Source organism: Pseudomonas sp. BS3767, from assembly GCF_900099665.1.
In the GTDB taxonomy this organism is placed as follows: Bacteria; Pseudomonadota; Gammaproteobacteria; order Pseudomonadales; family Pseudomonadaceae; genus Aquipseudomonas; species Aquipseudomonas cerasi.
The window spans coordinates 358,648-373,813 of the sequence record NZ_FNCX01000004.1 but is presented as its reverse complement, the minus strand read 5'-3'; the positions used below and the strand labels follow the sequence as shown (position 1 = coordinate 373,813).

The 15,166-nt window shown below is 61.5% G+C and carries 10 protein-coding genes; 2 read left to right on the top strand and 8 right to left on the bottom strand.

Annotation, left to right across the window (positions count from 1 at the left end):
* Positions 1-56 precede the first annotated feature (56 nt).
* From BLR16_RS14640 to glnE, 8 genes are all read right to left on the bottom strand, one after another.
* Positions 57-1,502, bottom strand: coding sequence for a lipopolysaccharide kinase InaA family protein (locus BLR16_RS14640; protein WP_003431983.1), 1,446 nt, complete (start codon positions 1,500-1,502; stop codon positions 57-59).
* Positions 1,502-2,281 carry a lipopolysaccharide kinase InaA family protein gene (locus tag BLR16_RS14635; RefSeq protein WP_060708593.1) on the bottom strand — a complete coding sequence of 260 codons (780 nt, stop codon included), beginning with the start codon at positions 2,279-2,281 and terminating at the stop codon, positions 1,502-1,504. Before BLR16_RS14635 ends, BLR16_RS14640 begins: the two co-directional genes overlap by 1 nt.
* Positions 2,278-3,012 carry a lipopolysaccharide kinase InaA family protein gene (locus BLR16_RS14630; RefSeq protein ID WP_003431987.1) on the bottom strand — a complete coding sequence of 245 codons (735 nt, stop codon included), beginning with the start codon at positions 3,010-3,012 and terminating at the stop codon, positions 2,278-2,280. Before BLR16_RS14630 ends, BLR16_RS14635 begins: the two co-directional genes overlap by 4 nt.
* Positions 3,012-3,818: a lipopolysaccharide core heptose(I) kinase RfaP gene (gene rfaP, locus BLR16_RS14625; protein ID WP_003431990.1), complete on the bottom strand. Its 807-nt coding sequence runs from the start codon at positions 3,816-3,818 to the stop codon at positions 3,012-3,014. Before rfaP ends, BLR16_RS14630 begins: the two co-directional genes overlap by 1 nt.
* On the bottom strand, positions 3,818-4,939 hold the full coding sequence (locus tag BLR16_RS14620) for a glycosyltransferase family 4 protein (RefSeq protein ID WP_003366217.1): 1,122 nt from the start codon (positions 4,937-4,939) through the stop codon (positions 3,818-3,820). Before BLR16_RS14620 ends, rfaP begins: the two co-directional genes overlap by 1 nt.
* Positions 4,939-6,003 (bottom strand): lipopolysaccharide heptosyltransferase I, encoded by a 1,065-nt coding sequence (gene waaC, locus BLR16_RS14615; RefSeq protein ID WP_003366216.1) that lies wholly within the window; start codon positions 6,001-6,003, stop codon positions 4,939-4,941. The genes BLR16_RS14620 and waaC overlap by 1 nt, the downstream gene beginning before the upstream one ends.
* A gap of 2 nt (positions 6,004-6,005) precedes the next feature.
* Positions 6,006-7,040: a lipopolysaccharide heptosyltransferase II gene (waaF, locus tag BLR16_RS14610; protein WP_003366215.1), complete on the bottom strand. Its 1,035-nt coding sequence runs from the start codon at positions 7,038-7,040 to the stop codon at positions 6,006-6,008.
* Between the two features lie 128 nt (positions 7,041-7,168).
* Positions 7,169-10,126 carry a bifunctional [glutamate--ammonia ligase]-adenylyl-L-tyrosine phosphorylase/[glutamate--ammonia-ligase] adenylyltransferase gene (gene glnE / locus BLR16_RS14605; RefSeq protein ID WP_058416736.1) on the bottom strand — a complete coding sequence of 986 codons (2,958 nt, stop codon included), beginning with the start codon at positions 10,124-10,126 and terminating at the stop codon, positions 7,169-7,171.
* Between the two features lie 384 nt (positions 10,127-10,510).
* Between glnE and aceE the strand changes: the two genes are divergently transcribed.
* Positions 10,511-13,156, top strand: coding sequence for a pyruvate dehydrogenase (acetyl-transferring), homodimeric type (aceE, locus tag BLR16_RS14600; protein WP_003431997.1), 2,646 nt, complete (start codon positions 10,511-10,513; stop codon positions 13,154-13,156).
* Between the two features lie 142 nt (positions 13,157-13,298).
* On the top strand, positions 13,299-14,945 hold the full coding sequence (gene aceF / locus BLR16_RS14595; protein WP_074806764.1) for a dihydrolipoyllysine-residue acetyltransferase: 1,647 nt from the start codon (positions 13,299-13,301) through the stop codon (positions 14,943-14,945).
* Positions 14,946-15,166: the final 221 nt, after the last annotated feature.

Genomic DNA, 15,166 nt, shown 5'->3' with positions numbered 1-15,166 from the left:
ACGATAATCTGCACCTACCGGTGAGCGCTCTGCGCTGGCACGAGAGTCAGCTGGGCTCAGTCTGTCACAAGCTTCGGCAAGCGCTGTTCCAGCACCTGGTGCAGCGCGCTCTGCGTCGGCCAGTTGCGCATGAAGCGAGCCCGGTCTCGGGCGTAGGCCGCGGCGAATGACGATTGCGAGCTGTGCTGCTGCATGGCGTCAAGGTCGATCATCGCCCAGCGATCGATGTGCCAGAACAGGTTATGCCCCTTGAAATCGCCATGGCTGATACGCGCCTGGATAAGCTGCGCGAAAAGCCGGTCCAGCGCCAACAGTTCGACCTCTGGTGCATCACCACTTTCCACATAGGGAGCGAAGCGTTCGATGATGTCCGGCCCATCGATGAACTCGGTCACCAGCCAGGCCTTGCTGCGTAAGCCGAGAAAGCGCTTTTCCTGCACTGCCAGCGGTTTGGGTGTGGCAATGCCAAGGAACATCAACCGGTTGCCTTCGCGCCATGAATGCCAGGCTCGGCTGGGGCGCCAGAAGCGCTTGAGCCAGTGGCTGAAATTCTTGATGTTGTAGCGCTTGATGACCAGCTGACGACCATTGACCTCAACCCGCCCGACACTCGCCGCGCCACCGGTCTTGTACAGATGCCCCTTGTCGAGCAAGGCATCCGCCTGACTCAGCACCGGCAGCATCGCAGGCTCTTCCTCGCGGCGAATGGCGCGGAACACCGAAGCGCTGTCCTCGACACTGAACAGACTGCAGTCGCGCACGGTCTTGCTCATGAAGTCCTTGAGCCGCCAACTGCGCACCTTGTCGATCTGCTTTTGCAGCGCTTCCATCGGCAAACCATGCTCGGCATTGCTCAACAGGTAATGCACCAGCAGCTCTTCGGTGAAAGGTTCGAAAGACCTGGGCAACTGGGCAAAAAACACACCGAGGTTTTCCAGCACTTTTTGCCGGGACAACGGCGTGCCAGCCTGTTCAGCACGAATCCCGGCGCCATCGATCAAATACAGCTGCCCGTTGTGGCGCAGCAGGTTGTCCAGGTGCAGGTCTTCCTGCCACAGGCCTTTAGCGTGCTGCCGGGCAATGGCCGACAGCGCGTCGCCGAGCACCGCTTGCTGCTCGTCTGCCAGCGGTGGCAGGTGCTGAACAGCGTTCCAGGCATCGCCCAGGCTCGGTGCCTGTTCCAGAAACTCGAACAACAGCCAGCCACCCTCGCCGTCCTGCAAACCGTCGGCCAGCAGCAGTGGTGTGGTCAGGCCCTGTTCGGCAAGCAGCCGTACCCCGGCCAGCTCACGCTGAAAGTGTCGGGCCGCCTTGTCGCCCACCAGCAATTTTGCCAGCACCGTTCGGCCTCGCCAGACACCGGCCCCGACATAGCGCTGCCCCGGCAATACGCGCAGCAGGGTCAGCAATTGCAGTTCAGCCGGTCCGGCAGCATCGGCCAGCGTCAGGCTCATCGGCAACTCGGGGGTACGTCCAGCGGTCTTGAGTTCAGACAAACGCATCAACGGGTCTCTTTATCATCGCGGTGTTGAATGTCTCGTTTGTGAGCGCCGCGCTTGCCCAGACGCGCACTCCAGGCGTCAACCAGCAGGCTGTTCGGCGTAGCTTGCAGATAAGCCGCCAGCAGCTCGCGCCGATCCGCGTCATTCCACATCGGCGCGCGGCGCAGCAGCGGTTCGAGGTCGCGGGCAAGGTCACGCTTGCCGAAGATCACCGGGCGGGTTTTTTCCAGGTCGATCAATTGCGCCTGATACCCCGTACCGGCTGCCTGAAGAAAAATATGCTTGGGATAGAAGCAGCCATGCACCTGTCCGGCGCCGTGCAGCGTGCGCGCCAGCTGCCCGCAGGCGTGCAGTATTGCCAGACGCTGAGCGGCCTCCATCTGGTTCCACTGCTGCAACAGTTCGTCGAGATCGGTCCAGCCGTCCAGCGCACGCGTCATCAGGATCGCCCGGCGCTCGCCGTCGACCTTGCGCTCGCCATAGAACACCGCTTGCAGTGCAGGAATCCCCAGCTTGCGATAGCGACTGATGTTACGAAACTCGCGCGAGAACGACGGTTCGCCAAACGGATGATGCAACGTGTGAGTCAGGTAATTGCTCTGACGCTTGAGGTAAAAACCCTGACCGTCCAGATCGAGGCGGAACACACTGCTCCAGCCGCCGCGCCCGGTATTGGGCTCATCGACCGCATCGAGTCTGATGTTCCAAAGCGATTCAAAATCAGCCAGGTTGTGACGCGCCAGTAAAGGCTGGTCGGCACTGGCAATAAAAACGCTCATTCACGGCCCTCGAAAAAGCTGACGATATGTCGGATACGTTTTTTGTCGGAGGCGTTCAAACGCGTTCGCTGGCGGTATTGCAGGTAGAAGCGCAGGCGCTGGGTGGCCGACAAGTGATACTTGGCGACCTTGTCCAGGCAGGCCAGATCCTTGGTGATCCGATAGCGCAGCATGAAGCTCCACCAGAATGCGCCGTTGGGGCAATCGATGAAAAACAGCTTGCCTTCGTTATCGACCAACAGGTTGCGCCATTTCAAATCATTATGTGTGAAATGGTTGTCGTGCATGATCCGGGTGAAGGCAGCCAGCTGGCGGCTGATCGCGTCGACCCAATGGCGGTCGGTCAGTCGCGGATCCTTGCGTTGCGCCAGTGCCGACAAGTCTTCGGTGTTCGGCAAGCCACGCGTGATCAGTGCGCCGCGATCATACGCCGCGCCGTTGCGCTCCAGCCCCCAGGCCACCACCTCTGCAGTCGGGATGCCCCATTTGGCGAAGCGCTTGAGGTTCTGCCATTCGGACTTGACCCTCGGCCTGCCCATATAACGGCGCAGGCCCTTGCCCGCACCCACGTAGCGCTTGACGTAGTAGTAGACACCGGCGCGCTCGACGCGGATGACGTCGGACAGCGGGTCGCGGGTCAACTGCTGGCCCTGCAGGGCAAACACGGCGTCCAGGCTACCGAATTCCGGCTCCAGGAAAGCGTACTCGGGCTCGAGCTTCCAGCCCGCCATCAGAGTGCATCTCCGTAGCGCACTTTGCGCTGATACAACTTGTCGGCTTTTTTATCCAGCCAGGTCAGCAATGCCGCTTCCTTGAGCAGGATTTCGCGCAACGGCTTCTGGAAATAGCCCTGGAGAAAACGCAGTTTGTCGCGGCGAGTAAGGCCAATGTCCAGCGCCGAAAAGTACAGCGCGGCCAGGTCCTTGTTACGCCAGCGCGGCGTGATCGCACGGCGGGTCTGGGCACGGTGCAGGTCGATGACCGACAGTTTGAAATCGTCAGCGGTCACCGGCTTGTCGGTGTGCAACAGAAAATGGCAGATGTAGCAGTCGCGATGATTGACGCCTGCGCGGTGCATCATGCCGACCATGCGGGCGACTTCGGTAATGAAGGCTCTCTTCAGACGCGGCTCGGGCGGCTCGTTGCGCCAGTTGAGGCTGACATCTTCGAGGCTGGTGGTCGGTGCCAGTTCTTCGGTGACGATGAACGAGTGCTGCGCGGCGGGGTTGCTGCCACGTTCACCATAGGCCACGGCCGTCATGGTCGGGACGCCGACTTCATGCAGACGCTCGATGGCGTCCCACTCCTTGCCCGCGCCAAGTACCGGCAGCTTGGCGGTTGCCAGGTTCTTGGCGATCTCGCCCCAGCCAATGCCGCGGTGGATCTTGACGAAGTAACCGCGCCCGTCGACCTCGGTGCGCAGCGTGCGGCGCCCTTCCAGTTCTCGGTAGACCTCGCCGCTCAGGCCTTCGACCTCGACGAACGCATCGCGCCCCGCCCACAGGCTCTTGAACGGCTCAGCAAGGAACAGCTTCATCAATAGTGCTCCGCCAGAATCACATCCGCAGCGTGTTGCGGCATGCTGTAAAGGTCCGCCGTGTCGGCAAAGGTCAGGCCATTGCGCGACCACGCGCTGCGTGCGGCATCGTCCTCAAGCATGTCCGACAGGTAGCGATTGAGCTGCGCCTGCTCGAACGGCTCGTCCAGCACCCGCCCGCAATCGGCCTCGGCTATATAGTGAGCGTAACCACAGACCGCGCTGACCAGGACCGGCAAACCGGCAACCAGCGCTTCGAGCAGCACGGTCCCGGTGTTTTCGTTGTAGGCCGGATGAATCAGCAGGTCGGCGCCCAGCAGAAAACGCGGAATGTCGCTGCGCCCTTTCATGAAGGTCACCTGATCACCCAGGCCGAGCGCCGCGCTCTGCAATTGGAATACTTTGGGGTCGTCCTGACCGATTACAAACAGCCGCGTGCGTTTCTTGAGCTCGGCGGGCAGAGCCGCGAGTGCCTTCAGGCTGCGATCCACGCCCTTGGTCTTGAAACCAGAGCCGATCTGCACCAATAGCAGGTCATCGTCGGCCAGGCCGAATTCCTTGCGAAAGCCTGCACGAATGTCAGGGGCATCCGGCGGCGCGCGGCGATCCTGGGAAATCCCCGGCGGCAGCAAATGGAAGCGCGACGGCGGGGTGTCGTAATGCTTGATGAACAGCGGCTGCTGCACTTCGGAAATCATCAACACCTGAGTTTTCGAGTCCTTGGCGAACACCGCGCGCTCGTAGTCAGCAAAGTGGCGATAACGGCCCCACTTGCGATACAGCGGGCTGCGCAGGTTCTGCGCCTTGTCCTCGAAGCAGCCGTCGGCGGCGTAATACACATCCAGACCGGGCATCTTGTTGAAACCGATCAGGCGGTCCACCGGGCGTTTGGCCAGGTCCGCCTCCATCCAGGCGCTGAGCTTTTCATTGCGCCGATGATTGAAGAACGCCTTGACCGGCGCCACCAGTACCTCGAAACCGGGTGGCACATCGCCTTCCCAGATCAGGGTATACACACGGATCTGATGGCCGCGCTGCTGGCACTCCAGCGCGATGCGCATGAAGTCGCGTTGCAGGCCGCCGAACGGGAAGTATTTGTAGAGTACAAAAGCCAGTTGCATCAGCCAGGTTCCTTTGCCAGCAACAGCGCGCCCAATTGGCTCGCTACTCGCTCGGGATTCAAGCGAGTGAAGCACATCGGCCACTCGCGCTTAAGGTCGAACCGGCGCTGATCGTCGGCGGTCGGTTGGTACGTGCATTTCTTTTGCAGGCACGGCGTGCAGCCCGGGTAGTCGCTGGCCAGATGCACCTGCGACTTGCCGTAGGCCCCGGTCAGGCCCGGATTGGTCGGGCCGAACAGGGAAATGGTCGGCACATCCAGTGCAGCGGCCAGGTGCCCGATGCCGGTGTCTACCGCGACGCACGCCTGCGCGCTGGCCAGCACCCGCGCAACGCCTGCCAGATTGAGCTTTGGCAGCACGTGGGCACTGCTCAGACCCTCGGCAATGCGCTCGGCGCGGGCCTTCTCTGCCGGGTTGCCCCACGGCAACTGCACTTGCAGGCCGCGTGCTGCCATCAATTCGGCCAGCTGTCGCCAGTACAGCTCAGGCCAGTGCTTGGTGTCCCAGGTCGTGCCATGCAGGAACAGCACGAACGGGGCCTGCAAATTGTCATCCAGAGTCGCCAGGGGCTTGAGACCGTAATCGCCCATGCCGGACGGCTGTGAATAACCCAGTGCCTGAGCGAACAACTGGCGCAACCGTTCGACCGCATGCTGCCCGCGTGCCACTGGAAAAGCGCGATCATAAAAGCGACTGGCGACCGGCTCGCGTGCCGAATCGCGGTCCAGACCGGCCACCGGTGCATCGACATAGCGTGTCAGCCAGGCACTTTTGAACAGGCCCTGCGCATCGATCACCAGATCATAGCGCTGTTCGCGCACCTGCTGTTTGAAGCGCCGCCATTCCCCGGACCTGAAGGTTTGCCAAAGGTGCTTGCGCCAGCGGCGAATCGCCACCGGGATCACCCTGTCGACCGCCGGATGCCAGGCGGGAATCTCCGCGAAGCCCTCCTCGACCACCCAGTCGAAGCGAATGCCGGGCAGCGCACGCGCCGCATCGGTCAGCGCGGGCAAGGCATGAATCACATCACCCAGTGAAGACGTCTTGATCAGCAGTACCCGCAAAATCAGGCAACCTCCACCGGCGTGCTACTCAGGCGGCTCAGCGCCTGAGTCACGGCGTCCGGCTCAAGCAGACGCATGCAGTTGTAATGGCCGAAACGGCAGGTGCGCTCAAAGCACGGGCTGCACTCGATGCCCAGACGCACCACCTCGACTGCGTCGGCCAGCGGCGGCGTGAAGCCCGGCGAGGTCGAACCGTAGACAGCCACCAGCGGACGGTTCAGCGCTGCGGCCACGTGCATCAGGCCGGAATCGTTGGACACCACGGCATCGGCGCACGACAGCAGGTCAATGGCTTCGGCCAGCGAGGTCTCGCCACTGAGGTTGACGGACTCCTCGCGCAGGCCGGGAATCAGCTCCTGACGAATGCTCTCACCGACCGGGTGATCTTTTTTCGAGCCGAACAGCCAGACCTGCCAGCCTTCGCGAATGCTCGCGTCGGCGACCTGTGCGTAATGCTCGGCGGGCCAGCGCTTGGACTCACCGAACTCCGCGCCGGGGCATAGCGCCAATACCGGGCGATCCAGGGTCAGACCGAATTTGCTCAGTGCGGCATCACGCGTGGTCGGGTCGATACGCAGGCTCGGCCGCGGGTAAGGACGCGGCAACTCGGTGCCCTTGTCGAAGGCCAGGGCCATGAAACGTTCGATCATCAGCGGGTAGCGCTGCTTGTCGAGGGTCCGCACGTCGTTGAGCAGGCCGTAGCGAAACTCGCCGCGCCAGCCGGTACGTTTCGGAATGCCGGCGAAAAACGGCACCAGTGCGGATTTCAGCGAATTGGGCAGCAGGATAGCCTGATCGTATTGGCCGGCCAGAGACTTGCCGATCCGGCGACGGGTCGCCAGTTCCAGGGCACCGTGCCCCAGCGGAAAACTCAGCGCAGCGCGAACCTCCGGCATGCGCTCCAGTATCGGACGGCTCCATTCAGGGGCCAGCACGTCGATTTCGCACTCGGGATGACGCTGTTTCAGACACTGGAACAGCGTTTGTGCCATCACCATGTCACCGACCCAGCTAGGCCCAACGATCAGAATTTTCATGTTCTATCCAAAAACGACCAGAAACGACCAGGGAGGCCGATCAGACTGCGTGACATTCCCACACAACCTGTCGCCTCCCTGTCATAGCTTTATAGAGTGTTGCAGTGGAATGTGGCGTGCCGTGAGGCTCAGCTCAACCCCATCTGCGTCCAGATCCGCATCACCTCACGCCGCTGGGCGTGAAACTGATCGCCGCTGACCACGCCCGCCTGCTTCTGCAAGGCCTGGCGATGTGCCGCCGAGCGATACGCCTTATAGGCTTCGCGCAACAGGCCGGCATCCGTATCCGGTAGCAGTCCGGCTTCTTCAAGCCCTTCGAGAATCCGGATGTTGTCGGTGTATTGCAGCAGCGCGGGATGCTCTCTGGACCACGCCAAGGCGGCGTATTGCACCATAAATTCGATATCGACGATACCTCCGGCGTCCTGCTTGAGGTCGAATGGCACCGCCGCCTCGAAGGCATTGGCCGCCCTGCCGGCCGCTGTCACGCGGGTACCGAGGTTGTCACGCATCTTGGCGCGCATTTCGCTGACTTCGGCGCGCAGCTTGTCCAGATCGCGTTCGCGCCCCAGCACATCGGCACGGACTTTCTCGAATTGCTCGCCCACATCCCGGCTGCCGGCCATGACCCGCGCACGAACCAGCGCCTGATGCTCCCAGGTCCAGGCTTCATTGGCCTGATAACGGGCGAAAGCCCCCACAGAGCTGACCAGCAGGCCGGATGCCCCCGAAGGCCGCAGGCGCATGTCGACGTCATACAGCTGACCGGAGTTGGTTTGCGTGGTCAGCAAATGGATCACCCGCTGCCCCAGCCGAGTGAAGAACTGCGCGGTGTCGATCGGTTTGGCACCGTCGGTCTCGGCCTCCAGATCGCCATCATGAATGAACACCAGATCCAGATCGGAGCCATGCCCCAGCTCGATGCCGCCGACCTTGCCGTAGCCGACGATCACGAAACCCGGATCGCACAACGTGCCGTCCGGACGTAAAGGCGTACCGTGCCGGGCCACGCTGTAGCGCCAGGCCAGCGCGAGCACCTGATCGAGAATCGCCTCGGCCAGCCAGGTCAGGTAATCACTGACTTTCATCAACGGCAGGCTGCCGGATATCTCGGAGGCCGCAACGCGCAGACTGTGCGCCAGCTTGAAATGCCGTAAGGCTTCCATCTGCTGCTCAAGGTCGTCCTCGGGGATACGAATCAGCCGCTCGCGCAGCTCGGCCTTCAGTTCCGGGGCCAGCGGCGGATTGAACAGGCGTCCCTCATTGAGCAACTCATCGAGCAACAACGGGAAACGCGCGATCTGCTCGGCAATCCACGGGCTCGCGGCACACAGGGTCAGCAGCTGTCGCAGCGCGTCGGGGTTTTCCGTGAGCAGCACCAGGTACGCCGAGCGCCGGGCGACCGCTTCTACCAGGGGCAGCACGCGCTCGAGTACCAGGTCGGGCTTCTCATGTTCCACCGCCTGAGCCAGCAGACGGGGGATGAACGCGTCCAGCCGCTCACGGCTCAGACGCTGCATCGAACGCAGGTTGGGGCTGCTGCGCAGGCTGGCCAGATTTTTCAGCGCCTTCTCGGCGTCAACAAAGCCGGCCTGCAACAGTTGGCGACCTGCGGCCTCTTCGTCCTGGGACTCTTCCCACAACGGCAGCCATTCGCCTCCCACCACCACTTCACCATCTTCTTCCTGCTCATCATCCGGGTCGGCGTCGGGGTCCGCAATGACCTGGCGGAAGTGCCAGGCCACACGGCCACGCCAGTGCATCAGTCGTTCGTGAAAGGCAGCCCAGTCAGCGAAGCCCATGATCAGCGCAACGCGCGCCTGATCCTGTTCGTTGTCCGGGAGCATCTGCGTCTGACGGTCGGCAATCGCCTGAATGGCGTGCTCGGTATAACGCAGAAACTCGTAGCCCTCGCGCAGCTCTTCGGTCACCGCCGAGGGCAGATAGCCCTGCCCCTCAAGAGTTTTCAGCACCTTGAACAACGGCCGCTGCTGCAGACTCAGGTCGCGGCCGCCGTGAATCAGTTGAAAGGCCTGGGCGATGAACTCCACCTCACGAATACCGCCGGCGCCCAGCTTGATGTTTTCCGCCATGCCCTTGCGCTTCACTTCCTGCTGAATGAGCTGCTTCATGGTGCGCAGCGCTTCAATGGCCGAGAAATCCAGATAGCGGCGGTACACGAACGGACGCAGCATCGCCAGCAATTCGGCACCGGCAGCCTGATCGCCCCCGACCACGCGCGCCTTGATCATCGCGTAACGTTCCCAATCCCGGCCCTGGTCCTGGTAATACTGTTCCAGCGCATTGAAGCTGAGCACCAGGGCGCCGGACGAACCGTAGGGGCGCAGACGCATGTCGACCCGGAATACGAAACCGTCGACGGTCACCGGGTCGAGCGCCTTGATCAGCCGCTGGCCCAGACGAATAAAGAACTCCTGATTGTCCAGCGCACGCTTGGTGCCGACGGTCTCGCCGCCCTCGGGGTAGCCGAAGATCAGGTCAATGTCCGAGGACAGGTTCAGTTCGACCGCACCGAGCTTGCCCATGCCCAGAATGACCATGTGCTGCGGCTGCCCGGAATGACGACCGGTCGGGGTGCCGAACTGCTGGCAGTGCCGGGGGTACAACCACCGGTAAGCCAGATCGATCGACGCATCGGCCATGTCCGACAGGTCACGGCAGGTTTCGATCAGGTTTGCCTGACGGGTCAGGTCGCGCCAGATAATCCGTACTTGCTGGCGTGCGCGCTGTCGACGTAGATTACGCCCCAATTCATCATCGCTGGCAGCGCTCGACAGCGCGTCGGCAATCTGCCCGCGCAATTGGCCGGCAGAGAAGCTACGCTCCAGCTCGCCCGAATCGGCCAGCTGCAGGAGCATCTGCGGATCACGGCAGACTTGTTCGGTTACAAAATCACTGGCAGCGCAGACCCGGTCGAATGCTGCCTGCCGCGCCTCGGGCCAGGCCTTGAATGAGGCCTGCGCGTCCTCGGACAGGACAGTGAGCGCGGCCTGAAACATCTGGCGAGCGCGGGTAATCGATGGCAGCAGAATGGCCGGAAATTCGGCCAGTAAAGGCAGGCTCATGGTCTATCCTTGATCGGCGTGCAGACGCCCGTCCGTCGTTATGGCGAGACGCGTCTGCCAGCACCGCTTGTCGAACAAAGGTTATAAATTGCTGGAAAAATCAAATTAGAAGCATAAAAATCCGCTTTTTCCCTGCAAGATATTCAATAGCGATCAACAGTAACGTTTTAAGCTACACGACAACAGGAGCGATTAAGACGCTTCTCTGTAGTTTTACTACTGGGTCCGATACTCGGAGGGCTGAAATCGTCGTCGATTTGTAGTAAAACTACACGCCGCCGGATCCCACCCTCCGGTAATCCAAGAATTTATGTCGTCTGCCCACAAGGCCAGTCGCAAACTCAGGCAACCGATTCTGGAAGCCTTTCCGCCCTGGAGCAAGCCATGCAAGACCTCGATCCCGTCGAAACCCAGGAATGGCTGGACGCCCTGGAATCGGTTCTCGACAAAGAAGGCGAAGACCGCGCTCACTACCTCATGACCCGTTTGGGCGAGCTGGCCACCCGTAGTGGTTCGCAGCTGCCGTACGCCATCACCACGCCATATCGCAACACCATTCCTGTCACCCACGAAGCACGCATGCCTGGCGACCTGTTCATGGAACGCCGCATTCGCTCGCTGGTGCGCTGGAACGCATTGGCCATGGTCGTCAAAACCAACCTGAACGACCCGGATCTGGGCGGCCACATCTCCAGCTTCGCCTCCAGCGCCACGCTGTACGACATCGGCTTCAACTATTTCTTCCAGGCCCCGACCGACGAACACGGCGGCGACCTGATCTACTTCCAGGGTCATGCATCGCCAGGCGTCTACGCCCGTGCGTTCCTCGAAGGCCGCATTACCGAAGACCAGATGAACAACTTCCGTCAGGAAGTCGACGGCAATGGCCTGTCCTCTTATCCACACCCGTGGCTGATGAAGGATTTCTGGCAGTTCCCGACTGTATCGATGGGCCTTGGCCCGATCCAGGCGATCTACCAGGCGCGCTTCATGAAGTACCTGGAGCACCGCGGTTACATTCCGGAAGGCAAGCAGAAAGTCTGGTGCTTCCTGGGTGACGGCGAGACCGACGAGCCGGAATCGCTGGGCGCCATCGCCCTGGCCGGTCGCGAGAAGCTCGACAACCTGATCTTCGTCGTCAACTGCAACCTGCAGCGCCTCGACGGCCCGGTTCGCGGCAACGCCAAGATCATCCAGGAACTCGAAGGCGTGTTCCGCGGCGCCCAATGGAACGTCACCAAAGTCATCTGGGGCCGTTTCTGGGACCCACTGCTGGCCAAGGACGTCGACGGTATCCTGCAACGTCGCATGGACGAAGTCATCGACGGCGAATACCAGAACTACAAGGCCAAGGACGGCGCGTTCGTCCGCGAGCACTTCTTCAACTCGCCTGAACTCAAGGCGATGGTTGCCGATCTGTCCGACGACGAGATCTGGAAACTCAACCGTGGCGGCCACGACCCGTACAAGGTTTATGCGGCCTACCACGAAGCCGTCAACCACAAGGGTCAACCGACCGTGGTTCTGGCCAAGACCATCAAGGGTTATGGCACCGGCGCAGGCGAAGCAAAAAACACTGCGCACAACACCAAGAAGGTCGATGTCGACAGCCTGCGTCACTTCCGTGACCGTTTCGACATCCCGGTCAAGGACTCCGAACTCGAAGCCCTGCCGTTCTACAAGCCGGAAGAAGGCAGCGCCGAAGCCCGTTACCTGAGCGAGCGTCGTGCTGCGCTGGGTGGCTTCGTGCCTCAGCGTCGCGCGCAGAGCTTCAACCTGCCGACGCCGCCACTCGACACCCTCAAGGCCATCCTTGACGGTTCGGGCGACCGTGAAATTTCCACCACCATGGCTTTCGTGCGCATCCTGGCGCAGTTGGTCAAGGACAAGGAAGTCGGTCAGCGCATCGTGCCGATCATCCCGGACGAAGCGCGTACCTTCGGTATGGAAGGCATGTTCCGCCAGCTGGGCATCTACTCGTCGGTCGGCCAGCTCTACGAGCCAGTCGATAAAGAACAAGTGATGTTCTATCGCGAAGACAAGAAAGGCCAGATCCTCGAAGAAGGCATCAACGAAGCGGGCGCCATGTCCTCCTTCATCGCTGCCGGTACTTCGTACTCCAGCCACAACCAGCCGATGATTCCGTTCTACATCTTCTACTCGATGTTCGGTTTCCAGCGCATCGGCGACCTGGCATGGGCCGCTGGCGACAGCCGCACCCGTGGCTTCCTGATCGGTGGCACCGCCGGCCGTACCACGCTGAACGGCGAAGGCCTGCAGCACGAAGACGGTCACAGCCACATCCTGGCATCGACCATCCCGAACTGCCGCACCTTCGACCCGACTTACGGTTACGAACTGGCAGTGATCATCCAGGACGGCATGCGCCGGATGTTCGAAGAGCAGCAGGACGTTTTCTACTACCTGACCGTGATGAACGAGTCCTACACCCAGCCAGCCATGCCGGCCGGTGTGGAAGAAGGCATCGTCAAGGGCATGTACCTGCTCGAAGAAGACACCAAGGAAGCGGCGCACCACGTCCAGTTGCTGGGCTCGGGCACCATCCTGCGTGAAGTTCGCGAAGCGGCGAAGATTCTCCGTGACGAGTTCAATATCGGCGCCGACGTCTGGAGTGTCACCAGCTTCAACGAGCTGCGTCGCGACGGTCTGGCTGCAGAGCGCAACAACCGCCTGCACCCTGGCCAGAAGCCGCAGCTGAGCTATGTCGAGGAGTGCCTCAACGGCCGCAAAGGTCCGGTCATCGCATCGACGGATTACATGAAGCTGTTCGCTGATCAGATTCGTCAGTGGGTTCCAACCAAGGAATACAAAGTCCTGGGCACCGACGGTTTCGGCCGTAGCGACAGCCGCAAGAAGCTGCGTCACTTCTTTGAAGTCGATCGTCACTTCGTGGTGCTGGCGGCCCTGGAAGCCTTGGCTGATCGTGGCGATATCGAACCCAAGGTCGTGGCTGAAGCCATCGCCAAGTTCGGCATCGATCCTGAAAAACGCAATCCACTGGACTGCTAAGAGTCTGCTTCAAGAGCGCTGATCAGAGCGTGAACAGCCGAGGATGCGGAATTTACTTGCCGTAAATGAGCATCCAACGCTGTTTCGTTGTAACTGAACCAGCGTATTCGTGAGTGAACAGGTTCTCCTAAGGAGAGACATAGTGAGTGAGTTAATTCGTGTACCCGACATCGGCAACGGTGAAGGCGAAGTCATTGAATTGATGGTCAAGGTCGGTGATCGCATCGAGGCCGACCAGAGCATTCTGACGCTTGAGTCGGACAAGGCGAGCATGGAAATCCCTGCTCCCAAGGCTGGCGTCATCAAGACCATGAAGGTCAAGCTGGGCGACCGCCTGAAAGAAGGCGACGAGCTGTTCGAACTGGAAGTGGAAGGCGAAGCGGCTGCGGCCCCGGCACCTGCTGCCGAACCTGCCGCGGCCCCGGCCGCCGCCGAAAAGCCGGCTGACGCCGCGCCCGCAGCCGCTGCGCCTGCTCCGGCAGCCAGCGCCAGCCTTCAGGACATCCACGTGCCGGACATCGGTTCGTCGGGCAAGGCCAAGATCATCGAACTGATGGTCAAGGTCGGTGACAGCATCCAGGCCGATCAGTCGCTGATTACCCTGGAATCCGACAAGGCCAGCATGGAGATCCCTTCTCCGGCCGCAGGCGTTGTCGAGAGCATTGAAGTCAAACTGGACCAGGAAGTCGGTACCGGCGACCTGATCCTGAAACTGAAAGTTGAAGGTGCCGCCCCTGCCGCTGCTCCGGCGCCTGCCGCCAGCGCACCCGCTGCTGCCCCTGCCAAGGCTGAAGCCGCGGCTCCTGCCGCCCCTGCTCCCAAGGCAGAAGCGGCACCTGCGCCGGCTGCTCCAGCGGCTCCGGCCAAAGACGGCGCCAAGGTTCATGCAGGCCCGGCCGTTCGTCAGCTGGCCCGCGAATTCGGCGTCGAGCTGAACGCGGTCAGTTCCACCGGCCCGCACGGCCGTGTGCTGAAAGAAGACGTTCAGGCTTACGTCAAAACCATGATGCAGAAGGCCAAGGAAGCGCCAGCTGGCGGCGCAAGCGGCGGCTCGGGCATCCCGCCAATTCCGGAAGTCGATTTCAGCCGTTTCGGCGAGATCGAAGAAGTGCCGATGACGCGTCTGATGCAACTCGGCGCTTCCGGTCTGCACCGCAGCTGGCTGAACATCCCGCACGTCACGCAATTCGACCAGGCCGACATTACCGACCTGGAAGCTTTCCGTGTGGCGCAGAAAGGCGCTGCCGAGAAAGCTGGCGTCAAGCTGACCGTTCTGCCACTGCTGCTCAAATCCTGCGCCCACCTGCTCAAGGAGCTGCCGGACTTCAACGCTTCGCTGGCACCTAGCGGCAAGGCCGTGATTCGCAAGAAGTACGTGCACATCGGCTTTGCCGTGGACACCCCGGACGGCCTGCTGGTCCCGGTCATCCGCGACGTCGACCAGAAGAGCCTGTTGCAACTGGCTGCCGAAGCCGCCGCACTGGCGGAAAAGGCGCGCAACAAGAAACTGACTGCGAACGACATGCAGGGCGCGTGCTTCACCATCTCCAGCCTCGGCCACATTGGCGGCACCGGCTTCACGCCGATCGTCAACGCGCCGGAAGTGGCGATCCTCGGTGTTTCCAAGGCAACCATCCAGCCCGTCTGGGACGGTAAAGCCTTCCAGCCGAAACTGATGCTGCCGCTGTCGCTGTCCTACGATCACCGCGTGATCAACGGCGCAGCTGCTGCTCGCTTCACCAAGCGCTTGAGCGAATTGCTGGCGGACATCCGCACAATCCTGCTGTAAGCCCTGCAGGCCCGTTCCCGGACGGGCCTTGCTGTACACCTTTGCGAGCTGCCACGCTCGAACCTCAACCCCGCCCTCCAGCGGGGATTTTTTTGTCTGGCTATCGCGCCCATGCTCCGCGCTGATTGCTGGATCCTGTGGGGGTGACCGGGGCGGCGATCCGCATTGCTCACGACCCATCTTCGGGGGTTGTACGGACCCCTTCGCGAGCAAGCTCGCTC

Bases quoted from the DNA above. Each gene is read 5' to 3' on its own strand.
- BLR16_RS14640 (WP_003431983.1), bottom strand. From the start codon at position 1,502: ATGCGTTTGTCTGAACTCAAGACCGCTGGACGTACCCCCGAGTTGCCG.
- BLR16_RS14635 (WP_060708593.1), bottom strand. From the start codon at position 2,281: ATGAGCGTTTTTATTGCCAGTGCCGACCAGCCTTTACTGGCGCGTCAC.
- BLR16_RS14630 (WP_003431987.1), bottom strand. From the start codon at position 3,012: ATGGCGGGCTGGAAGCTCGAGCCCGAGTACGCTTTCCTGGAGCCGGAA.
- rfaP (WP_003431990.1), bottom strand. From the start codon at position 3,818: ATGAAGCTGTTCCTTGCTGAGCCGTTCAAGAGCCTGTGGGCGGGGCGC.
- BLR16_RS14620 (WP_003366217.1), bottom strand. From the start codon at position 4,939: ATGCAACTGGCTTTTGTACTCTACAAATACTTCCCGTTCGGCGGCCTG.
- waaF (WP_003366215.1), bottom strand. From the start codon at position 7,040: ATGAAAATTCTGATCGTTGGGCCTAGCTGGGTCGGTGACATGGTGATG.
- glnE (WP_058416736.1), bottom strand. From the start codon at position 10,126: ATGAGCCTGCCTTTACTGGCCGAATTTCCGGCCATTCTGCTGCCATCG.
- aceE (WP_003431997.1), top strand. From the start codon at position 10,511: ATGCAAGACCTCGATCCCGTCGAAACCCAGGAATGGCTGGACGCCCTG.